Below are 22,642 nucleotides of genomic sequence, written 5' to 3'. Positions count from 1 at the left end.
ACAATTCTGTTGCTTAATGAGTGAGAGGCTGAGTCCATGTTTTATAAAATAAAACATCCTTCAGAATGAAAATCTCATAAGTGAAATTACGCGACATGAAGTTATGAAAAGATGCGACAAACTATAAGAAAATATCGTCATTTGAAGGGGAGTCACAGAGTTGGATGTATGGAGCTGAGATAGGTTGCGTGATAAATACGGTGCTTATTCAAAAAAATAAGGGGTTTATCGTTTGAATTGCTCCGCTAATGAAGCGCGTCGTTGCTGCATAACACTGTGGGTATCACCCGCGGCTGTGTCTTCATAGCCCTCTTTAATGAACTGTTGTGAAGGGACGCTCGGAACGAGTCGTTTTAAACGAGGGGAATCGTAGGTACCACTTATCGTATAAACCGTTGACCCAGAACCTGTATTGATGGTGACAACTTTGCCATCAAAATCAAATGAAGTACTGATGAAGCGATGGTTCATCATCACACCATTGTCGGAAAGAGTCAGGATGTCGGTTTTGTAAGGTGGAGCGCCAATCTCTATCCATGTGCCGTACACATTACTTGGACTGACGGATTGCTGGTGGGTTTGATAGGCGAAATACCCTGCGGAGAGAGCAATAATAGCGGCAACCAATAAGAAAATGTAACGTAACGAGTTAGCAAATAGATCTGCTATTTTGGTGCTCTTTTTCGCCATGTTCTCGTCTTTTCCTTACTCATACTGCCTTAAATACTATAAATTAAAACCTTAGTTTGCAAAGATAGTTGCGAGAGTTAGAAGCAGGATCGAATGTTCTAGAGAAATGGGTTGCTTTGACGAATTTTAAGTTTTTCTGATGACATTCGTTCAGTCAATGCATCTCTATTGTAGAAAAGACTTAAGCTATGCGTATTTATTTCTTGTAGGAATGTCGTGAATTGGTTAAAACAATTATCACGTGAATTTACGCATAGGCTGATTCATTGAAGCCCAATAATTGCAATTTGAAGATAACAAGGAAGTACAATGATTAAAGAGAATACATACTTTGATGGTGGCGTTAAGTCGTTAGCGTTTAATCAGTCAGGTGCTGATGTGAGTGTTGGTGTGATGGCTGCTGGTGAATACACATTCGGTACTGCAGCTCCAGAAAAGATGACCGTTGTAAAGGGTGCTCTAATTGTGAAGCGTGTTGGTGATGAAGATTGGACAACATATCAATCTGGTGAGTCTTTTGACGTTGCGGGCGATTCTTCTTTCGACCTACAGGTAAAAGAAGCAACGGCTTATTTGTGTGAGTACTTATAAGAAGTTGTGTTTTAGTTTCTGACTAATAAGAAAAAACCACGCTCTAAGAGCGTGGTTAAATAAGTGATAGTAACCGGCAGTGGATAGTGTCACTTGTTTTTACAGTCATCAAATGGACGACCAAAATTCGTTGTTCGTTGCAAAATATCTTCAATCTTCAATTCTCAAATCTCAAAGCTTAAAGACAGACATCTGTAAATCAGTAAGTCTCAAATACGCCGTTGTTGTAATCCTGAATCGTCTGTTCAATCTCTTCCATCGAGTTCATGACAAACGGACCATAGTGCACGACAGGTTCATTAATCGGCTGACCAGAAAAAATCAGTACACCTGAATCTTCTAGGCTTTCTAAAGACAACAATTCAGCCTTGGTAAGTAGGGCAAGTTGACCTTGGTTGATGACTTTGTCGCCGATCTTAATACTGCCTCGGTACACGTAAGTCATGGCATTGTGATTAACATTAGTCCCTAACGTCACTTTTTGCCCTGAATTCGCTCGCCAATCCGCAACGCTTAACGGCACACCTGTTGTTTGTAATGGACCCTGCGCTCGCAAAGCCTCTGAATCATCGTCAGTTTGGTTATACAGCTCAAATCCACCTGCAATCACTCGTAATAAACCGCTTTGTTCATCTTGATGTTCTGCAATGCTTTCACTCTGGAAATCATGGTATTGCGCTGGTTGCATTTTGTGTGTTGCTGGTTGGTTTATCCAAATCTGAAAACCGTGCAATGCGCCTTCTTCCATCATCGGCATCTCACTGTGAATCACACCACGACCCGCGGCCATCCATTGTGCGCCACCGCTGCGAAGTTCACCGACATTCCCCATGTGGTCCTTGTGTTGGAAGTGACCTTTAAGCATGTAAGTCAGCGTTTCTATCCCACGGTGAGGGTGAGGAGGAAAGCCACCAACATAGTCCTTGCTTTCATCCGATTTAAGTTCGTCGACCATCAAAAATGGAGAGAAACGCGTGTTATTGAAACCAGCGAGTCTTTGGATTTTGACGCCATCACCATCGGAAGTGGCATGTGCTGCAATCACATGATCTACTGCTCTTACATTCGTCATTTTGAAACCCTCATAAACTGGAATAGCTGTAGTTTATGTAATTTGATTTCAAAAGAAGATGGCATAGCGTTGAGTGTCTTATTCGAAAATCTTGAACAGGTAAGAATATGAAATTATGTCTATACTTGAATATAGAGTAGACCGCCAAGGAGGACGCTATGGCAGTTCAGCAAAAACATGGCGAAAGGCATGGTCGGATGGGCTTTGATAACGACTTTACAACGGAGCAAAGCCAACGTTTTACCGAGGTTGCGAATAGCGCTGTTAAACGTCGCGTAAAAAAACGTGAGATTGAAGCCCCGTTTCTTCAGTCGGCCAAGCAAGCCGCTTTTAAAACGGTAGTGAGACCTAGAGGCAATAACCCAAACCGAACACGACAAGTTGTATGGATCATTGTTATCGGGTTAGTGAGCCTTTGGCTTATGTATATGGCTGGTTAGTACGCTTAATTGTAAGCGATATTAATGGCTAGCGTTGACGCGTTTTTAATAGCGTAACATTATTCCCTTCCACCTTCGCTTCAAGACAATCTTCAAGTTCAGAAGAATCAGATTCTGAACAGGAGAGGTTTGCAGGTAATTCTTCTATCAAGGTCGATACTGGGTTGTCGTGATAATAAGCGTATCGGTTTTTTCCTGAATGTTTCGCCACATACATCGCTTTATCAGCGCATCTTGTTAACTCATGCAATTCCGTCGCATCTTGCGGATACAAAGAAACCCCAACACTGAGCGTCAGCTCTTTGATTCTTTCGTTAGTCTGACAGCCGCTCTCAAATAAACCACATATTCTATCGAGAATACCATCGAGGTCTTTTCGAGTTGGAATGTCATAAAGCATCAGAACGAACTCATCTCCAGCAAAGCGTGCGATGGAATAATCGTATTCATGATTCTTTCGATCTCTAGTTCGAATGTTGTTACTCAAGCGATTGGCAAAATGCTGCAAGACACTATCGCCCACATCATGGCCATAGCTGTCATTGATACTTTTGAAATCATCGATATCCAGAAACACCAATGCGGTGAGGGAGCGTTTGCTATCCACGGTGGCTAACTTCTCGACCGCCCAACGTTCAAAACTCCAACGATTGGCCAAGCCTGTAAGTTGGTCTCGATAGGCCAGATCTTCAATGCCTTCTTTGTAGAGGCGTTGAATATAGCTAACGGCTTTTGTGTAGTAATAGGCCGATGTATGACACACCAAACTCATGGTAAACAGGCTAAGAATAAACCGATGTGTGCTGTTAAATGGCAAAGAAAAGTTATTGGGCATTGCCGTAATCAGGGTGCTGATAAACAAACAAAATGAGGTACTAAAGATGATTCCAATTCTGAAGTCATTGATAAAAATCACCGCCGCCAGAATAGGGTAGAGCCAAAGAATTCGGTCAGGAATGGCGTGACTGTACAAAAATAGGATGACCCCTTGAACCAGCAAAACACCGCTCAGGATCAATTCTGAATACTCAGGGTTAATGACTTTTCTTACGTAAAATGCATTGGAGATAGCGATAAGTGCAAAACACAGTTCGAAAACCGACAGCGTGTAATGTTGGCCTTGGAAATAAGCCCAAGTGTAAAAAATGAATAGCGCCGCGGCAGTCAGTGAAAAGGAGTGAACGATTTTTTGCTTGCGGGTGGATCGTATGTCCGCCATTTCTTCTAGGTGTCTGCCGACGAGCCTTTTCATGTGATTTGTGCCAAAGATTTTGATAATGGTATTAATAGTAGATTAAATAATAAGCTACGCGGAGACTTAGATAGCTATTTAGTGTGACTGTAATCAATCTTTCATATGAAAGAATATTCAAATCATTATAAATAGTGATGTACGTCACCGACGGTGCAGGTCGCCTCTAGAGTGTGGTACTCAAAGATCAGCTTGGTAGGGATGATTTGATTATTATGTACTTGCTTTCCAATGATTTACTCAACATAGTTTGTAGATACCTAAATTTGATAGAGGCTCATTATGTTAATTACTTTTAGTTGCAAGGCTCATGCTAGCGTCACGATGTTTGGTGAGGTCGGTCTTCAGTTCATTAAGATGCTTGGGCATAGTGGTGCGATCCCGGGAGCCATTGATGCTCCAGACGTTCCTCAAGCTCTGGATAATTTACGTACTGCGATCGCTGCAGAGCAGAGCAAACCAGTCGAGCAAGAAAATGCTGATGACGACAATGAAGAAGAAGTTGTTGAAGTGCCTGTCAATATCGGTAGCCGAGCTTTTCCGTTGGTTGAACTGTTGAAAGCCGCTATCAAAGAAGAGTGCGAAGTAATGTGGGAAGACGGCAGCGGTAAACGACTGTAGTTCGATTCGCGCAAAACGTAACAAGCCTATCGAATCTATTTTAATAGGAATGAATGTTGAGCCAGTATCGGGCACGCCATGGAGTTTGATGGCGATGAACCGATACTGGCGTTTTATTTAGGCGAAGTGTTTCACTTGTTTCTGTTTATTTACAAGGTTCGTCAGCCTTGAAATGAGCGACTTTTGTTATCGTAATATCAATAGATAACACACCGTAAACAAAGTGATGCTGTTCACGGTTTCTTGACTCCCAATTCCGAACTAAGAATTTTTCCTAGTTATTCTAAGACCCTCTCTCATGCGGTCGATTTTTAGACTCCTTATTATTTCACGGTCAACTAACAAAGAATGCATGGTCGCAATTATGCCGTGCAGACCTCACAAAAAATAAGAGAGTTCACAATGTTAAAGTTCCTAGATCAGGTTAGAAAACCGACGCTGGATCTTCCGGTCGAAACTAGAAGAAAAATGTGGTTTAAACCATTCCTGCAATCGTACCTAGTCGTGTTCATTGGTTATCTAACCATGTATTTAATCCGTAAGAACTTCAATGTCGCGCAAAACGACATGATTTCTACTTATGGGTTATCAATGACCGATCTAGGTCTTATCGGTCTTGGTTTCTCAATTACTTATGGTATTGGTAAAACCGTCGTTTCCTATTACGCCGATGGTAAAAACACCAAGCAGTTCCTGCCATTCATGCTTGTCCTTTCGGGTATTGCCATGTTGGGCTTCAGCTTCAGTATGGGTGGCGGCAGCGCTAGCTTATTCATGATGGTTGCCTTCTACGCACTGAGTGGTTTTTTCCAAAGTACGGGTGGCCCTTCAAGTTACTCAACGATCACTAAATGGACGCCTCGCAATAAGCGTGGTTCATATTTAGGTCTTTGGAATATGTCACATAACGTGGGTGGTGCGGGTGCAGCTGGTGTTGCTCTGTTTGGCGCAAACTACCTATTTGATGGCAACGTAATTGGTATGTTTGTTTTCCCATCTATCATCGCGATTGTGGTTGGTTTTATTGGTATGCGCTTTGGTAACGACTCTCCAGAAGCATACGGCTTAGGTACAGTTGAAGAGTTATTTGATGAAGAAATCAGCGAAGAAGATACAGCTGCTGAAGAGAATCAAATGACCAAAAAAGAGATCTTTGTTGAGTACATTCTTAAAAACAAAGTGATCTGGTTGCTCTGCTTCGCGAATATCTTTTTATACATTGTTCGTATCGGTATCGATCAATGGTCTACCGTTTACGCGTATCAAGAGCTCGGCCTATCAAAAGAAACGGCTATTTCAGGCTTTACTCTGTTTGAAGTCGGTGCTCTGGTTGGCACATTGATGTGGGGTTATTTATCAGACCTTGCGAACGGACGTCGTGCTTTAGTTGCTTGTGTATCGCTTGGATTGATTATTGTCTCTCTAGAGTTCTACCAAAATGCAACGAGCGAGTTCATGTACCTAGCGTCACTGTTCATACTTGGCTTCCTAGTGTTCGGTCCTCAACTGCTGATTGGTGTTGCTGCGGTAGGTTTTGTACCCAAGAAAGCAATCAGTGTTGCTGACGGCGTGAAAGGCACATTTGCTTACCTAATTGGTGACAGCTTTGCCAAACTTGGTCTAGGTATGATTGCAGACGGAACGCCAATTTTCGGCTTAACGGGTTGGAAGGGGACATTCGCAGCACTCGATACGTCAGCTGCCATTTGTATCGTGTTATTGCTATTCGTTGCGGTTGCGGAAGAGAAGAAAATTCGTCACGCGAAGAAGATGCACCTAGCGGCTCAAAACGCGTAATTAGTCTCGCGTGCTTTATTTGATTAAGGCACGTGAGATCATACCAATCGTTAGTTCGATTCAGTATCATCTCTATCAATAAACTTAATTTTGTATAGCTCCTATCGGGGCTATTTTTCTTTCTTACTCTTAATTTTGGTTGATATCATGATTAATGTTGCGCTTGTTGATGACCACGTCATTGTTCGATCTGGCTTTGCTCAATTACTCAGTCTTGAAACTGATATTACGGTCGTGGGTGAATTCAGCTCTGCGGCAGAAGCGCGCCTCGGACTACCAAGTTGTCACCCAGATGTCGTTATCTTGGATATTTCAATGCAAGATGAAAGTGGCCTGAGTTTGTTGGAAGAGATTCCATCAGGCATTGCCAGCATCATGTTGAGCGTACATGACTCTCCAGCGATGGTTGAAAAGTCGTTAGAGTTAGGAGCTAAAGGTTATCTGAGCAAGCGCTGCAGTCCTGATGAGTTAATTCAAGCCGTACACACGAGCGCAAATGGCGGCTGTTACCTTACGCCAGATATCGCAATAAAGCTTGCGACACCACTAAAGAATAAGGCCTCTTTAAATCAGTTAACCCGCAGAGAAAGCGAAGTGTGCCAATTATTGGCGACAGGGCTCGATGTAAAGTCTATTGCTGTCGAGTTAGGGGTTAGCCATAAAACGGTACATGTGCACCGTGCCAATGCCATGGACAAACTTAATGTTAAAAACAACGTTGAGCTAGCCAAACTATTCACTCAAGAACAGTACTAATGCGCTCTTACCTAGCCACCTCCTTGTGCGGGGTTTTTATGGCGGGTTGCGCATGGTTTTGTTTGTGGGTTATCGCTTTCTATTTTATTAATGACCCTGAGTTAGCCATTCTGCTTTTCCCATTCTCGCTTCGATTGGGAATGACGCTGCACACTCGTACACAATATTGGCCTGCCATTTACGTTGCAGAGTGGGGGCTCGCGATCGCTTTGGCTCTATTACTGGATGAACCCCAATGGTTAACCGTTTTAATCGCCAGCGGATTAAGCATTCCAGCTACTCTATTTGCCAAACGGTATTACTACGGTGACCAAAATCGGCACTTATTGGTCATGGCCAGCATTATAATGGTGACCTCACTGATCAATGTTGCTGTCGTCGGTTCTCATGTGCCTGCAACTTATATGGTGTGGTTGGTGAGCATCACAGGCGGGTTAATGCTCGTTCCTATGTGTTATCTAGTTTGGAACTATCTATTTCAAAATAAGTGGGCACCGTTGAGCTCTTACTTAATTCACAATGCTGTTGAGTTTAAAATTCGGCATATTGCCTTATACAGCGTATTGCTGGTGGCCAGTATCTTGATACAGACTAGCCTGCCAGATGAACTCAGACGCTTCGCCCCATTTTGTATGGCGATTCCTATTATCTTGTTGGCGGTTCGCTACGGGTGGCAGGGCGCATTACTGGCGACTCTATTAAACAGTGTTGCGCTGATAGCTGCCCACAGTGGAACGTCCAAACTCGAAATTACCGATTTACTCTTATCTCTTTCTGCTCAAACCATCACTGGCATATTGCTGGGTCTTGCGGTTCAAAAGCAAAAAGATCTCAATTCGAAATTGCGCAGTGAGCTCTCCAGAAATCAAAATCTTTCACGTCAGTTAATCACGGCTGAAGAATCGGTTCGTCGTGACATTGCTCGTGAGCTACACGATGAAATCGGCCAGAACATCACGGCGATTCGCACTCAAGCAAACATTATTAAGCGTGTTGATGCCGCTGAAATGAGTGTTCGTTGTGCGGGCACGATTGAGTCATTGTCTTTGAATGTTTATGACACCACTAAACGTCTACTCACAAAACTAAGACCTAAAATGTTGGATGACCTTGACCTAAAGGACTCCGTTGAACAGCTCATACGGGAAATGGAGTTTTCAGATCACGGCGTTGATATCCAGCTAAATTGGCAAGGTGATTATTCATGTTTGAGTGACACGCTTAAGGTCACTCTCTTCCGACTGTGCCAAGAATCCTTAAACAATGCCCATAAATACGCCGGTGCGAGCGAGATTAAAATTGAACTGATTTTGGATGATCAGGCTTATCTTCAGATATCAGATAATGGCGTTGGTTTTACAGCGCAAGATCTTCTCAAGGGGATGGGGGTTCGTGGTATGCAAGAGCGTGTTCAGGCGCTCGGTGGCAAGATGATAATCAATGCTAATGGTTCCTCTTCGGGCACCAATATCAGCGTTACATTACCTAAAGTGTGAGAACGAGTATGTTTGGATTTCTGCGCTCAACAACGTCAAATCGTCATACTCTAAGTGATGATGAGGTCAATCAGAGTTACCGCTACTGGCGCCTTCACATCATGATAGGTATGTATGTTGGTTATGCCGGTTTTTACTTCACTCGTAAAACCTTTAATTACGCGGCGCCTGCAATGATCACCGATCTTGGTTTGGACAAAGGCGATATCGGCTTAATTGGTACGCTCTTTTATCTTTCTTATGGCTTATCGAAATTTATCTCAGGGACAATATCGGATCGTTCAAACCCGCGCTACTTTATGGGTCTTGGCCTAATCGCGACAGGCTTGATCAATATCGCGTTTGGCTTTTCAAGCTCGTTGACGGCTTTCATTTCACTTTGGGTGCTCAATGCATGGTTCCAAGGCTGGGGTTGGCCTTCATGTTCTAAACTACTCACTACTTGGTATTCTCGCTCTGAAAGAGGATTCCGTTGGGCAATCTGGAATACAGCACATAACGTTGGTGGGGCATTGATTCCTATTCTCGTGGGCTATCTAACTCTCCAATACAGTTGGCGATCAGGGTTTATATGGCCGGGTGTGATTGGTGTTTTTATTGGTCTTATCGTCTGTTGGCGCTTACGTGATAAGCCCACCACCATGGGGCTTCCGACGGTAGGGAAGTGGCGCAATGACCATCTAGAATTGGCGCAAGAGAGCCATGGGCAAGGGTTAAGTTATCGAGAGATCTTGAAAACTTACGTGTTCAGCAACAAGTACATTTGGTTGCTCGCTTTTAGTTATGTGTTGGTTTACATCGTAAGAACGGCCGTCAACGATTGGGGGAATTTATATCTCACCGAAGAACACCATTACAGTTTGATCAACGCAAATGCTGCTTTATCTCTGTTTGAGATTGGTGGCTTCGTTGGTTCACTTGTTGCAGGGTGGGGATCGGATAGACTGTTTGGTGGTAACCGTGGCCCGATGAACATCCTGTTTGCGATTGGTATTTTCCTCTCGGTATCTGCTTTATGGCTTATGCCATTAACTAATTTTGTGTTTCAAGCTGCAGGGCTATTTTGTGTTGGCTTCTTTGTTTTTGGCCCTCAAATGCTAATAGGCATGGCTGCCGCGGAATGCTCACATAAAGACTCTGCCGGGGCGGCAACCGGCTTTGTTGGCTTGTTTGCTTACATGGGTGCAGCTCTCTCTGGTTACCCATTAGCGCTCGTTCTAGAAACTTATGGCTGGAGTGGGTTCTTCATTACCATCTCTACTTGTGCTGCGGTCATCGGGTTACTGCTACTGCCTTTCCTACAAGCTCAATCACCTCAGAAAAGTGCAGAGGCTCGCTCTGGTTTTTAAGGGGTTTCTTCGTCAATAAGATAGCTGCTAATAGTCCTCTGGTTATTGGGCAGCTATCTTATATTCAGCGTTTTTTATACGTAGCATTCAAATGTGACTCTTTTCACGCTTTTCATGGTTCTCACCTGTTTCTAAGAATTTTTCCTATTGCGTCTAAGACCTCATCTCATGTGGGTTCTAGCTGCTCTCTGTAGTCTTTCTAATTATTTACGTTATTAGAAATCAGCTCTCTGAATTGTGTTCAAAGGGCTCACTACGGAAAACGCCATGTCACTCAGCCACTTCTCAGAACACTCATTTTTCCCAATGGAAAACACCATCCAAAATTATGCATGGGGGAGTATTTCTTCGATACGTGAACTGTTTGGCTTTAAGAATGAGTCACAAGAGCCGCAAGCGGAAGTTTGGATGGGAGCGCATCCGAAAGGTTGTTCAATGGTCAAGCTAGACCAACATTTGGTGCCTCTCTCTGAGCTGATTAACAAGAATAAACCGGCCTATCTATCTACTGATATTGCGCAGGAGTTCGGTGAACTGCCGTTCTTGTTTAAGATCTTGGCAGCAGAAAAGGCACTATCGGTTCAGGTCCACCCAAACAAGCGCCAAGCTGAAATTGGCTTTGCGAGAGAAGAGCAAGCCAGCATTCCTTTGACCGCAGGACACCGTAATTACAAGGATTCGAACCATAAACCAGAATTGGTTTACGCGATCACTGAATATCAAGCAATGAATGGCTTTCGAGAATTCAATGAAATATTAGTTTTGTTCAGAAAGTTGGATTTGAGCGAGCTGGCTGGTTTAGTTGAAGAGTTTGGCAACAACCTTGATTCTCTAGGCTTAGAAGTGTTTTTCCGCGATCTGCTAACGCTAGATGACCAACGTAAACACCGAGCATTAGAGCAACTTCTGACTTACGCAGAGTCTCATCGAGACCAAGCTGAGTTTGCTTTGGTTACTGAGCTTAGCCATCAGTACCCGAACGATATCGGACTATTTTGTGTTCTGCTGCTTAATTTGATCACACTAAAGCCAGGTGAAGCGATGTATTTGAATGCGAACACTCCGCATGCTTACATCAAGGGAACCGGGCTCGAGATCATGGCAAATTCAGACAACGTGCTGAGAGCAGGTTTAACACCAAAACACATTGATGTCGCTGAGTTAGTTGCGTGTACAGAGTTTACGCCAATCCCGTTCGAACGCTTATTATTAGCACCCTCAAAACTGGGTCAATGTGATAGCTATGATATCCCGGTCAGTGATTTTGATTTCAATATCTTTCATCGCCCTCATCAAGAAGAAGTCATCACAAGCGGCGCTGAAATATTAATGGCAATAGACGCTGATCTAACGCTAGTGAGTCAGAAAGGCGAGCACTTAACACTTACTAAAGGGCAATCGGTGTTTATCCCAGCCTATATTGGTCATTACGAATTGAGTAGCAACGGCAGAGTGGCCAGAGCGTTTAACTAGGGGAATAACTGTCGTATTACACTAGAAAGCTTTCGGGCTTTGGGTATGCGGTAAAGTCTTAGAGATATTAGCAAGAATGAACATTTCATAACAATAAGAGCTCTTCGAATCAGAAAACAAACGTTTTCATAGGTTGACTAATAAATGCAAACTGAAACAATACGCTGCATTTATAGAAGTGTGTTGATCTAAAGGAAATTTGATGAGCTCTTATTCTCACGTTCGCAGTTACGCTAGTTTATTCAGTGCCTTATCGTTGGCGCTTGCGTCAGCTCCGAGTGCGGCTGATATATCAACAACGCCCGTCATTGGTGGCGTGTTTAGCTCCAGTGAAGTGTTGAAAAATCAGGTGCTTTCAAGCCTAAGTTATTCTGCCAAACTCACTCGCGATGCAGCACTTTTCACCATTGGTGGCGTTACATTAGATGCGTATATTCTCGCACTTCCTTTAGATGTCAAAACAAAAGCCAGAGTCGTTGCTCAGTTATCTAACCCGATGTACTCAATTCCTTTGGGTTATTTTCTCTATAGTTATTACGACCGCTATTCAGGCTTGGGCAGTGAAGATGTGTTCAAATCTTACTTGTCGACGGTTTATGATAAGCAGGCGCTAAAGGGCTTTGAACATAGTCTCTATCATGTTGGAGATAAGCCAACCTCAGAGCATCACGAGCCAGATACCTCGACTGAAGCAACGGGACATCATGAAGGTATTCGTATCGATGAACAGTTCATTGCCAACATGGTGGTTATCTACGATGCGTTATTCGAAATTGGTGTCTGGCAGGATATGGACACGCTCCCTGCGAATTACACATACTTAACCAATAGCCCTGAAGATCTAGCGATCATCGCTCAGATTCAACCGATCATCGTTGATTTGATCGGTAAAGCGGCATTGGGAATGGATGACGGCGACATGAAGTCTGCAATGTTGGCGATTGCAGAAGATGGTAAACCAGAAAATGCTGATAAGCCGAATAACAAAGCACAAGCACTTACCATCACGCTTATTGATTTTGTGCGCTTAAACTTGCTTAAAGCTTACCGACAGTTTGTGTTTAAAGAAGAACGCGCAGCAGCGCTCGATGATTGGATGCAGCAAGCGTTCAGTGACCAGCCTGATGCGCTCATTCAGTTCTTAGATTCCCAACAGCACAAACGTTTTGCGGTTCAAGTGACGGTCGATGGTTTACAGCAAGGATTGATCGAAGGTTTGGTCGATGAGAATGCGCCTTTCATTTCAGTGGCTTACCAAAATCATAAAAACCGAACGCAATACAAACCTCAGTTAGAAACGGTGATTGAGCCTGAGCATCAACAACAAGTGAGGTTCATGGAAGTTCTGTCTGAACAAACCTACCGTGATCCGAATTATCTTCCGTTCTTCAAAAAACTCTATCAAGAGCATCGAGACAATATTAGCCGAGTGGGTATCTCTTCAACTCCCACAATCAGCGTACGTAACCTACCGATTATTAAAACGGGCGCAAAAGTGTCTGGTAATGGTGGTACGGGTATCCCTAATTTCCACTTTGTTGACCGAGAGATCGACCGAGCTTATTACTTCTTCGGCAATGATGCCCTTCAGTTGGATGTGTTGATGGCAGACAACAAGGTGCAAACCATGTTTGATCGCCTTGATTACCTTAAAACGCTGAACTGTAACGCTCAATATGATTGGAATACTCACACCACTTACGATGGGTTAGTAAATCTAGGATTGGGTGAGTCACTGCGTGATTATGGTGAGAAACGCTGCGTGAAAGAGCTTCAAGAACGTTCAGAAGTCGAAGTGGTTTTGCAAGAAAAGCGTCAAGCCTTGATTGAAGATATTGAAGCGTATCAGACTATATCTGGCTTTGATTTTTTCACTAAGTTTTCAAAGAAGGCTCAGGTTAAACAGTCGATTACTCAGTTTGCCGAGTTAGATGGCAAAGGGATGCCAGACTACACCTTGGTGTATAACCCATGGCCGGATCACTTCGCACACTTTACCGGTCCTTTTAGTGACGAAATTCTGATGCCTACTGGAGAGCTCAACCGACTGGACTATTGGATTCGCCAGATTGAAGCGACCTACCGCAGTGCCGGCGTTTACGATAAAACGCTATGGGGCATGGCTGGGGATCATGGTTTAACGCCCGTGTTCTACGCGCTCAACCCAGAAAAGCAGGTATTTGAAGGCTTACAAGCAGAGCTAGAGTATCCAATTGTGGTTAAGAAGATATCTTCAGACGAGGGTGAAGGGCCTAAAATCACCAATGCGCTAAGCTACCCAAGCTCGAAGGCATTGGATGTGGTGGTTGCCTCGACTGCTGGTGGTAATTTCATGATGGACTTCTTTAATTCGGCTCACGGGTGGCAGGTTCAGCCGGTTTACCAAGAACTCACGCAGTGGTCTCCGATTGCGGCGACAGCTGGTCAGAATATCGACATCATCAATCAGATAGCGCAACGCTTGCCTGAAAGTCTTGATTATATGGTCGTAAGAGAAAGTACATGTGATCAACAACGCTGCGCTGTTCGTGTGATTGGCAATCGTGATTTAAAACGGGTCGATGAATTGATCACACGTGAAGGTGACAAGCTTTTCTATGAGTCATTGGAAGACAACCGAGCGCCGATTTTGCTTAATACACAAAGGTTAAATCCATACCTAGCATCACCAAGCGAAGCTGATTTTTCACAGTACTCTCAATTAGTAGAAAAGTGTATTAACCGAGCGGTTAAGGCGGATGTGACAACGTGGTGTAGCAGTGCTGAGTGGACTTCATTGACGCAACCAACACCTCGACCAGATTCAGTAAATCAACTGGCTAATATCTACCTTGAAGATAGGGCTGGCACGGTTAACTTGTTCCCTAAAGCGGGAATTGGCTACAACACCAAGGTACCGGGGCGTCATGCTGGTGAGGATTACTTAGAGAAAGATGCCTTTATCGGATTCTGGGGATCGCCAATTGGCGATAACTCTCAGCAATTGAAAATCGAAGCCAACGGATCTTTAGCGCCAACGCTGTTTGAGTATTTGACCGGAGAACCTGTGGTCGAAGGCGAGAACGGTTGGGGTTTCCCGTCGTTGATTGAGAAATTAGATATTTCAAGCGCGCGCTAACGTAAACGCTCTCTACCTACTCGCTATCTGTATTTTCTCTATGGTTAGCGAGGCTGAGAGTTAGCTAGGTTGAGAGCCAATCCCACAAAATCATCATCTCCTTCATCAACAACTCGGTAGCCAAGTGAACGATAAAAGCTAATGGCGCGAGTGTTACTTCTAAAGCTCGACAAGGTGACTTGCTCACGTCGCTCTTCCGTGGCTCTCTTATGTATGAGGCACATGACTTGTTTACCTAGCGAATGACCTTGGTATTGAGGGGAAATGATCAGCAGATGAATATGGTATGCGTTGTCATAAGGCTTAAAACACACAAGTCCAATCCTCTCTTTTCCTCGGTATACCCAATGAAACCAAGAGGGATGGTAGTCGTTTAAAAGTCGCTTACGTTGGAAGTCGTCATCCCAGCCGAAAACGCTATCGACGTGTATGAAAAGCCCTTGTTTAACAAACGCAAACAGTTCTTCGAATTCAGAATTTGAAACGAGCTGGAATTGTATATCCTCTTCTTTTATTGTCACTCAGCTTCCTTATTAAACGCTTTTGAATAAGCAAACAGTAACATAATTGAAGAAGCCGAATCAGCTTAGAAGTTCAATTGTCTTTAAATCAAAAAGCCATGTGTAGTGCATGGCTTTTTAACTTAATAGCAAGGATATTCTATGCGTTAGTCGTTGTCTTCTGCTTCGATTTCGCTTGCGATGTACTGGTTATTAACCTTGTAAGCTTCAGCCTCAATACGTTGACCATGTAAAGTATCGAAACTTAGGCCATCTTCATAACGAGTGTTTTGGTTAACGTAGACGGTTTCATTGCCTGAGGTTGTCTTAATGGTAAAGCTCAATGTTTCATCATCTGTACTCTGAACTTCACCCTCAAAATCAACGTCATTATCATTCCAATCTTGTGAATCATCGTCGTGTTCAAATTCGATTTCGGTAGCGACATTTTCGCCGTTAGCTTGTTTCGTTGTTACTTCGACTTCTGTACCTACGGTCAAACTTGATTGGTTACCATCTTCGTAACGAGTATTGTCATTGACAAGAAAGCGACCTTTGTAGCTTAAATCAAATGATAATTTGTCATTGGCCACCCAAGTAATAATGCCTTCTATTTCCGTGTCATTGCTTACTTCGTTAAAGTCTTCGACTTCCACTTCATTGGCCGTTAGTACAGAGTCTGCCATTGAGCCTGTCACTTCAACCCATAGGCCATTAGATAATCCATTGTTGCTCCCATCGTTATCGATGTGGGCATTTGAATAATCAACGCTTAAGTTTGCGCCAAGTTTGAATGTTTTCGCGTTGCTGTCTAACTCGCTAATCAAACCTTCAACTTCAACCGACGCTGTTAAGTTAGAGTGCTCGAATTTCACTACAGACAATACTTTGTAACCTGCATTCGCTGTCGGTAAAGAAGAAACCATCACCCAATCACCATTTTCAATTTCACGTGACAGATCTGTAAAGGTCAATTCGATGCCATTGACTTTAAATGTGCCATTATTGTGGTTGGTGTCTGAAATAAGACCAACGATGGTCGGCTCAAGACCAACTTGAGTCCCGCCAGTGTGAGTTGAAGCGCTACGAGCAATAGATGAAATAGAGACCATCATGTTTTTTTCTAGGTCTGCAATTGCCACGTCTTCGCCTGCATAGTTCGCACTGTCTACTTGATAGCTATAGCCATTTACAACAATGGTGTTGCTAGAAACAGAGTCAATAGTACCTTGAACTGCTGATGGAGCTTGCGTGTTGTTATCGTTGCTTCCATTGCTATTACTGTCACTACCGCCACAGCCAGTTAGAATTAAACCGACAACCGAAATCAGCGCTAACTTTTTCATCTATATACTCTTTATTTAGTTTATTGAGGGTGTATCTTATAAACTCAAACGTGAAGCACTCGTGAAGAAAGGTGAAATAAATCGATGAAAGTTTTGATCGTTGATGACAGCCACAATGTTGCAGAAACCATTGCCGATTACCTAGAGTTAGAAGGGATGGTGATCGATTGTGCTTATCATGGTGAAGCGGCGTTGAAGTTAGCATCTGATAATTATTATGACGTGATTATCATGGATATCATGATGCCTAAATTAGACGGCATCTCCGCAGTTAGAAAGTTAAGAGAAGAGGTGCAGTGCCCTACGCCAATTCTATTTTTAACCGCTAAAGATAGGTTGGACGACAAAATTGCGGCTTTTCAAGCGGGCGGAGATGATTACTTGGTTAAGCCTTTCGCCATGCAAGAGCTCAGTTTAAGGCTCAACGCATTGGCAAGCCGAGGACCACGCCAAGATATCGGAAAGCTGAGTTTTGCTGATATTACTCTCAACTCGCAGACCGACGAGGTTTATCGAGAAGGGAGGCTTATTAAGTTGAGTCGAATCCAGTTAAAAATACTAAAAGTCCTTATGCGTCATGCGCCATCAATTGTTTCAAGAACTGAAGTTATTGATTCCGTTTGGGGTGATGAATCGCCAAGCAGTGATGCACTTCGAAGTCATATCTATGGCCTGCGTAACGCGCTCGATAAAGGGTTTGAACATTCACGATTAGAGACTATTCATGGACAAGGTTACCGACTCAAAGCATAACGGTTTAAGCCACGGCGATTACCCGAGCATCTACCGAAAAATCCGTCGCAGCTTTGGTTTGATGACTTTGGTCATGTTTGGCCTTTTCTGGACAGTTATTTATATCGCTGAAAACCAGATGGAAGTGATCAGCCTGCACCACTGGCTAGACACCGAAGCTAATCGTTATACGTCTGAATATCAGTTGCTTGGCGAAGATGCGTTGTTGCCGAATGAAAATGAGTTTTCAACCTATTGGAGTGAAAGTGAATTGCCCATTTGGTTAGCTCGCTACAAAGAGCCCGGTTTCTATGAACACTTGCTAGGTACGGAAGATAAACACTTTTATGTCTTTGAGCACCCATCAGGCGAAGGGTTAATGTATATCTTGTTTCAAGATGACGCCGACGACTACCTCGACGAGTATGAATGGAGTCTCCACAATTACACCCTCATACTTGGCGGTTTAACGTCCATTTTTATGGTTTTGTATGGAATCTATGTTGTGCGATCGCTGTCGAAGCCACTCAATCAGATAGAAAAGAAAATTGGGCAAATGCACCCTGAGCAGCCAAGTTTTGAAGTCGAGACGTCTTACTCTGAAACACGACACATTGAGCAAACGCTTTTAGATTCAAAGAATCACATTTCAGGATTTTTTCAGCGGGAAGAGGAGTTCAATCGATTTGCCTCTCATGAACTTAGAACCCCGATAATGGTGATAAAAGGATCGGCTGATCTGCTAACTAAGGTACCCAATCAACCTCCTGTTGCGTTAAAAGCGATTAATCGCCTGCAAGAAGCGAGTGAACAGATGCGAGTGCTGACTGAAATGTTTTTGCTGCTTGGTAAAGAGAGTATCGATGAGCACCATTTCGGTCACTATGACCTGGAAGTCGAAGTTCGGAATCAGCTGCTTGAAATGGCGCCTTTGTTTGCCAAGCAGGATGCGAGTTATAACCTAGACGTAAAAGGGACTGTCACTGTGTATGCGCCAGAGAGCTTTATTACTATTGTATTAAATAACTTAATCAAAAATGCGTTTAGCTACAGTGTTGGCGATGTTGGAATTGTGGTGACAGGTTCTCAATTAGTGATCACTAACCGTCATGATGGCAATGAGACTTACAATGCTGGCTATGGTTGTGGCCTAGTGATTGTGCAACGAATTTGTGAGCGAATGGGTTGGAGTTTTGAAACTCAAGATGATGGGCTTCGATTCAGTACTTACTTGGATTTCTCAGCGGATAAGCAAGCAGGGTAACCGGTAGTTTCATTATAAAAGAAACCGATGAGAAGGTGAGTAGTGTGGCCAAGTCAGCCACACTAGCATAATGAGTTGTTATACGATCTTAAGCGCGTGATGGCGCGTGAGCTGTTTGTGTAGCGAGTCTTTTAGCTCCATGCGTTCTACTTTGAGGTTGTGCATGCTGTCGTCATCGATAGGGCTGCCAGAGATTTCTAGCTGACGGATGTCGTAGTCGAGTTGGTGGTATTTCTGCATGTCTGCTTTGAATTTTTCGTCGTCGTGGTTGAGCTGAACAATGTCTAATTTAAGATCTGGGAAATCTAAGATAAAGGCATGGTTTTCATTGAGCATTGGCACTTCCTCTCTAGTCGAATTATTAACAGTATAGAAGCAATTTATCGAAAGAAATGTGGTTCAAAACACAAAGCCGTAAAGCGATCAAAAAAGGGCACAAACTCGAGGAATCATCTTCGAACTTGCGCCCTTTTTTGTGTATATAGCTAACTATTTATAGTTATATGTTTGGAACTATGCGTGTTGAAAGTAGAAAGCTTACTTCGCTTTCTTACCAGAACGTTGCTGCTCTTTGTGTGCAAGCTTCTCTTTCTTACGTTGATCGATAAGGTGAGCAGCATCGCCGCCTACGTGGGTTTCGCCACGAGCATTCGACAGTTGAACTTGCTTTTCACGTTCGCGGAAACGCGCTTTCTGCTCGTCGCTGTGCTTATCAACACACTTAGGGCAGCTTACGCCTTTCTCAAAGTGCTCAGACGCTTTGTCTTCGTCTGTGATTGGCAGGCGACAAGCATTACACACATCGTAGCCGCTCTTCTCTAGCTGGTGGTTAACTGCAACACGACCATCAAATACGTAGCAGTCGCCTTCCCACATGCTCTCTTCTTCTGGTACTTCTTCTAGGTACTTAAGAATGCCGCCTTCAAGGTGGTAAACCTCATCAAAGCCTTGCTCTTTCATGTAGGCTGTTGATTTTTCGCAACGAATACCGCCAGTACAGAACATTGCGACTTTCTTGTGCTTCTTAGGATCGAGATTTTCTTCAACGTATTGAGGGAATTCACGGAAGGTTTCTGTGTTTGGGTTTACAGCATTTTTGAATGTGCCGATGTCCACTTCGTAGTCGTTACGGGTATCAACCAGAATTACATCAGGATCAGAAATCAGAGCGTTCCACTCGTTTGGTTTCACGTAAGTGCCGACAACGTGGCGTGGGTCGATACCCTCAACGCCCATGGTTACGATCTCTTTCTTAAGCTTAACCTTGGTGCGGTTGAATGGTTGTTCTTCGTTGAACGACTCTTTGTAAACAACATCAGCCAAACGAGAATCTTGTTTGAACCATTTAAGAAGAGCGTCGATAGATTCGCGCTTACCTGCAACAGTACCGTTGATACCTTCGCTTGCAAGTAGCAAAGTACCGCGGATTTGGTTAGCTTCTAACACGTCAGTGAGTGGCTGGCGAATTTCTTGGTAATCATCAAGTGCTACGAATTTATACAAAGCACATACAACATATTGAGACATGGTTTTTCCTTTCTGCGAGCTGGAACGTAAATCCAGAGCGTTGCCTTTTATGATACAGACTGAGTTTGATTCACTCAGGTTTGCTCATATTGGCTTATTAAAATCCGCCGCAGTATAACCAAGCCAAGGATGGACAAAAACCAACCAAAAGTAGGGCTATTTATCATTTCTATTTGTGTGGTTTATGGGCTAGGAAATGCAATGAAACCGTTTATCTACTTCGAATTACAACACGTATTCCCAAACCAAAAAGGCCCAGCTGTAAAAATACAGCAGGGCCTTGGTATCTAGTCCGTTTTGCTTAATCGGTGATTACGCTTGGTTAAGTACTTCCGCTAAACGTTTTACCGCTTCTGTTAATTCTTCTGGGTTGGCGTTGGTGAAGTTTAAGCGCAGTGCAGCTTTCGCTTCATCAGCCTTTGGATAGAATACTGGGCTTGGTACTACCGCTACGCCATTCGATAGCAGAGTCTTAGCCAGCTCGAAGGTGTCGCACTCTGGGATTTCTACCCAAATGAACATTCCGCCATCAACGGATTTTAATACACAGTCAGCAGGCAATTGTTTTTCTAGTTCTGAAAACAGCACTTCATAACGAGACTTGTAAAGGGTGCGAATGTTTTCCATGTGCAGGTTGAAATCTTCATGTTTTAGAAGACCAACAAGCAGCGCTTGCATCGGTACACTTGAGTGTAAGTCCGCGCCTTGTTTCACTTTGATCAGTGGCTCAAGGTAGCTGCGTTTGCCTGTTACCGCGCCAATACGTAGACCTGGCGATGCAATCTTAGAGAATGAACGAAGAACGATAGAGTTATCAGGGCAGAACGAAGAAACCATTGGCAGCTCAGTGCCTGTAAAGCGTAGCTCTCGGTATGGTGCATCTTCAATGAATGCCACGTTGTATTTGATACACAGTTCAGCCACTTTTTGACGAGTTTCTGTTGCCCAGCACACACCTGTTGGGTTATGGAAATCTGGTACGGCGTAGAACATTTTCGGTGATTGCTCTGCAAAGCACGTCTCTAGTTCATCTAGGTTTGGGCCAAATTCTGTTTGAGACACAGTCACAATGTTTGCTTGAACTAAGCCAAATACTTGCATCGCACCCAAGTAGCTTGGTGCTTCCATCACAACCACATCATTCGGATCAACATACGCTCGTGCAATCAAATCCAAACCTTGCTGAGAACCGGTACAGATCATTGCTGTGTGAGTCTCTGGCAATTGGTAGCTTTGCGTAAGGTGATCAAGCAACGGGCCGTAACCCGCGGTCGAACCGTATTGGAAAACTTCAGGCATGTTCGCTAGGTTTTCTAGCGTTGGCTTCATCAAATCGATAGGAAATGTTTTCTCATCCGGTAAACCACCGGCTAATGAAATGACATTTGGATCGCTTGCGGCTGCGAGGATTTCTCGAATGTATGAAGATTGAATCTGTTGTAATGACTGTGCGATTTCCATGTGTTGTGTCTCGTCGTTTTTCGTTTTTATTCTATCGCTTGATATTACACGGCAATTGTAAAAACAAGCGTGTCCGTTTATGCTCATAAACATGTCCATTTATGCTATTTGAAAAATGTCACGACAACACATATCCCGAATCAATGATGTTTTGTTCCATATTCACCAAGACATCAGTCAGCCTTTGTCGGCAAAAGCGCTTTCTGAGATCGCGGCTTATTCAGAGCAACACTTCCACCGCACCTTTAAAAGCGTGGTTGGGGAGTCACTACATCAGTACATTCGACGCACTCGAATGGAGTATGCGGCCAATCAATTGATGTTCGATACCACGTCGTCAGTGGTAGAGATTGCTAGCAAATGTGGCTTTAGTTCGGTGTCATCTTTCAGCCGAGCATTCAAAGCGACCTTTAACATGTCACCGGGAGAATGGCGTAAACACGACTTACAGATAGCAGAAAAACCCTATTTGAAAGATCCCGAAGTCGCGGCGGGCTATTTGAACGTGGCGCAGCGAGTGTTTCCCGAACCGAAGATCGTTGAAACACCGGAGCGCATGGCGGCTTATGTTCGACATACGGGCTATAACCGCTCTATTCGCAACGCGTGGCTGATATTGAAAGCGTGGGCGAACTCAGAACAGCGCGACTTTTCGAGTCAATTTGGTTTGCATCACTCAAACCCTGCTTGGGTTGAAATGGATCAGTGTCGCTATGTGGCGTGTATCGCGATTGATGAGCCGATTAAGTATCGCAGTGTTGTGAACCAGATGGTGATTCCGGGTGGTTTACATGCGGTGTTTCGACTCAATGGCCGTTATGGTGAGCTGCTACCACAGATCAGTATGGTGTTAGAAAAGTGGCTACCTACGTCTGGCTTTAAACAGCGCTCAACTCCTGCGTATGTGCATTATCATCAGAATCATTTTCTCAACAGTGATGAAGTGTTTGAACTCGATTTTTATCTTCCGGTGAGTTTCTACTAACCGACCTAAAGTTACCTATTTGGCTCGCTAGCGCAAATTCACTTAATCGATGGTTGTGGTGTTTTCTTGAATTAAGCTTTGCTCTTTTGTTGAGACGAATTAGCAGTGCCAATGACAACAAGCATTTCTATGTAGGTGAATTAACAGAAAAGCGCTTTGTTGATAATTTACC

20 protein-coding genes are annotated in these 22,642 nt (G+C 43.7%); 12 read left to right on the top strand and 8 right to left on the bottom strand.

The features are described from left to right. Nucleotides 1-225: 225 nt before the first annotated feature. Nucleotides 226-690, bottom strand: coding sequence for a DUF2850 domain-containing protein (locus AC3CKG_RS19110; protein WP_488529808.1), 465 nt, complete (start codon nucleotides 688-690; stop codon nucleotides 226-228). Between the two features lie 309 nt (nucleotides 691-999). Here AC3CKG_RS19110 and ppnP point away from each other — a divergent pair, with 309 nt between their 5' ends. Further along, nucleotides 1,000-1,281: a pyrimidine/purine nucleoside phosphorylase gene (ppnP, locus tag AC3CKG_RS19105; protein WP_102437359.1), complete on the top strand. Its 282-nt coding sequence runs from the start codon at nucleotides 1,000-1,002 to the stop codon at nucleotides 1,279-1,281. 199 nt (nucleotides 1,282-1,480) lie between these two features. Here ppnP and AC3CKG_RS19100 read toward each other — a convergent pair whose 3' ends face one another. Beyond that, on the bottom strand, nucleotides 1,481-2,353 hold the full coding sequence (locus tag AC3CKG_RS19100) for a pirin family protein (RefSeq protein WP_102280219.1): 873 nt from the start codon (nucleotides 2,351-2,353) through the stop codon (nucleotides 1,481-1,483). 158 nt (nucleotides 2,354-2,511) lie between these two features. On the opposite strand from AC3CKG_RS19100, the gene AC3CKG_RS19095 reads away from it, so the two are divergent. After that, nucleotides 2,512-2,793, top strand: coding sequence for a hypothetical protein (locus AC3CKG_RS19095; RefSeq protein WP_029225699.1), 282 nt, complete (start codon nucleotides 2,512-2,514; stop codon nucleotides 2,791-2,793). A 28-nt stretch (nucleotides 2,794-2,821) separates the two neighbouring features. Here the strand turns inward: AC3CKG_RS19095 and AC3CKG_RS19090 are convergent, their stop codons facing one another. Then, nucleotides 2,822-4,012, bottom strand: coding sequence for a GGDEF domain-containing protein (locus tag AC3CKG_RS19090; RefSeq protein WP_065111952.1), 1,191 nt, complete (start codon nucleotides 4,010-4,012; stop codon nucleotides 2,822-2,824). 315 nt (nucleotides 4,013-4,327) lie between these two features. Between AC3CKG_RS19090 and AC3CKG_RS19085 the strand changes: the two genes are divergently transcribed. The 7 genes from AC3CKG_RS19085 to AC3CKG_RS19055 all read left to right on the top strand — a co-directional run bounded on the left by AC3CKG_RS19085 (nucleotide 4,328) and on the right by AC3CKG_RS19055 (nucleotide 14,655). Further along, nucleotides 4,328-4,666 carry a DUF1840 domain-containing protein gene (locus AC3CKG_RS19085; RefSeq protein ID WP_102362737.1) on the top strand — a complete coding sequence of 113 codons (339 nt, stop codon included), beginning with the start codon at nucleotides 4,328-4,330 and terminating at the stop codon, nucleotides 4,664-4,666. Nucleotides 4,667-5,068: 402 nt separating this feature from the next. After that, nucleotides 5,069-6,463, top strand: a complete 1,395-nt coding sequence (uhpT, locus tag AC3CKG_RS19080) for a hexose-6-phosphate:phosphate antiporter UhpT (protein WP_099165936.1) — start codon at nucleotides 5,069-5,071, stop codon at nucleotides 6,461-6,463. A gap of 147 nt (nucleotides 6,464-6,610) precedes the next feature. Beyond that, nucleotides 6,611-7,219, top strand: a complete 609-nt coding sequence (gene uhpA / locus AC3CKG_RS19075; protein WP_065105109.1) for a response regulator transcription factor UhpA — start codon at nucleotides 6,611-6,613, stop codon at nucleotides 7,217-7,219. Continuing rightward, nucleotides 7,219-8,715, top strand: a complete 1,497-nt coding sequence (uhpB, locus tag AC3CKG_RS19070; protein WP_065105110.1) for a signal transduction histidine-protein kinase/phosphatase UhpB — start codon at nucleotides 7,219-7,221, stop codon at nucleotides 8,713-8,715. The genes uhpA and uhpB overlap by 1 nt, the downstream gene beginning before the upstream one ends. An 8-nt stretch (nucleotides 8,716-8,723) precedes the next feature. Beyond that, nucleotides 8,724-10,064 (top strand): MFS transporter, encoded by a 1,341-nt coding sequence (gene uhpC / locus AC3CKG_RS19065; RefSeq protein ID WP_104211338.1) that lies wholly within the window; start codon nucleotides 8,724-8,726, stop codon nucleotides 10,062-10,064. A gap of 267 nt (nucleotides 10,065-10,331) precedes the next feature. After that, nucleotides 10,332-11,537: a mannose-6-phosphate isomerase, class I gene (gene manA, locus AC3CKG_RS19060; RefSeq protein WP_488529807.1), complete on the top strand. Its 1,206-nt coding sequence runs from the start codon at nucleotides 10,332-10,334 to the stop codon at nucleotides 11,535-11,537. A 202-nt stretch (nucleotides 11,538-11,739) separates the two neighbouring features. Then, entirely contained in the window at nucleotides 11,740-14,655 is a 2,916-nt protein-coding gene (locus AC3CKG_RS19055) for an alkaline phosphatase family protein (RefSeq protein WP_488529806.1), read from the top strand. A 44-nt stretch (nucleotides 14,656-14,699) separates the two neighbouring features. Here AC3CKG_RS19055 and AC3CKG_RS19050 read toward each other — a convergent pair whose 3' ends face one another. Next, on the bottom strand, nucleotides 14,700-15,155 hold the full coding sequence (locus AC3CKG_RS19050; protein WP_280620041.1) for a GNAT family N-acetyltransferase: 456 nt from the start codon (nucleotides 15,153-15,155) through the stop codon (nucleotides 14,700-14,702). Nucleotides 15,156-15,322: 167 nt separating this feature from the next. Continuing rightward, on the bottom strand, nucleotides 15,323-16,501 hold the full coding sequence (locus AC3CKG_RS19045) for a DUF5666 domain-containing protein (RefSeq protein ID WP_488529805.1): 1,179 nt from the start codon (nucleotides 16,499-16,501) through the stop codon (nucleotides 15,323-15,325). Between the two features lie 84 nt (nucleotides 16,502-16,585). On the opposite strand from AC3CKG_RS19045, the gene AC3CKG_RS19040 reads away from it, so the two are divergent. Beyond that, nucleotides 16,586-17,254 carry a response regulator transcription factor gene (locus AC3CKG_RS19040; RefSeq protein WP_050651245.1) on the top strand — a complete coding sequence of 223 codons (669 nt, stop codon included), beginning with the start codon at nucleotides 16,586-16,588 and terminating at the stop codon, nucleotides 17,252-17,254. Then, on the top strand, nucleotides 17,226-18,497 hold the full coding sequence (locus AC3CKG_RS19035) for a histidine kinase dimerization/phospho-acceptor domain-containing protein (RefSeq protein ID WP_372204815.1): 1,272 nt from the start codon (nucleotides 17,226-17,228) through the stop codon (nucleotides 18,495-18,497). Before AC3CKG_RS19040 ends, AC3CKG_RS19035 begins: the two co-directional genes overlap by 29 nt. A 78-nt stretch (nucleotides 18,498-18,575) precedes the next feature. Here AC3CKG_RS19035 and AC3CKG_RS19030 read toward each other — a convergent pair whose 3' ends face one another. The 3 genes from AC3CKG_RS19030 to AC3CKG_RS19020 all read right to left on the bottom strand — a co-directional run bounded on the left by AC3CKG_RS19030 (nucleotide 18,576) and on the right by AC3CKG_RS19020 (nucleotide 21,485). Continuing rightward, nucleotides 18,576-18,833 (bottom strand): HP1242/YdcH family protein, encoded by a 258-nt coding sequence (locus AC3CKG_RS19030; RefSeq protein WP_009846137.1) that lies wholly within the window; start codon nucleotides 18,831-18,833, stop codon nucleotides 18,576-18,578. 201 nt (nucleotides 18,834-19,034) lie between these two features. Continuing rightward, the gene (gene trhO / locus AC3CKG_RS19025) at nucleotides 19,035-20,024 is read right to left on the bottom strand and encodes an oxygen-dependent tRNA uridine(34) hydroxylase TrhO (RefSeq protein WP_065679380.1); all 990 of its coding nucleotides are present in this window, start codon (nucleotides 20,022-20,024) and stop codon (nucleotides 19,035-19,037) included. Between the two features lie 312 nt (nucleotides 20,025-20,336). Continuing rightward, nucleotides 20,337-21,485 (bottom strand): aminotransferase-like domain-containing protein, encoded by a 1,149-nt coding sequence (locus tag AC3CKG_RS19020; RefSeq protein ID WP_017111367.1) that lies wholly within the window; start codon nucleotides 21,483-21,485, stop codon nucleotides 20,337-20,339. Nucleotides 21,486-21,600: 115 nt separating this feature from the next. On the opposite strand from AC3CKG_RS19020, the gene AC3CKG_RS19015 reads away from it, so the two are divergent. Next, the gene (locus AC3CKG_RS19015) at nucleotides 21,601-22,470 is read left to right on the top strand and encodes an AraC family transcriptional regulator (RefSeq protein WP_488529804.1); all 870 of its coding nucleotides are present in this window, start codon (nucleotides 21,601-21,603) and stop codon (nucleotides 22,468-22,470) included. Nucleotides 22,471-22,642: the final 172 nt, after the last annotated feature.

The sequence above is a fragment of the Vibrio sp. QJM3NY_15 genome, assembly GCF_057785995.1.
Note: the sequence above shows the minus strand (reverse complement) of the source record. Positions and strands in the feature narration are given on the sequence as shown.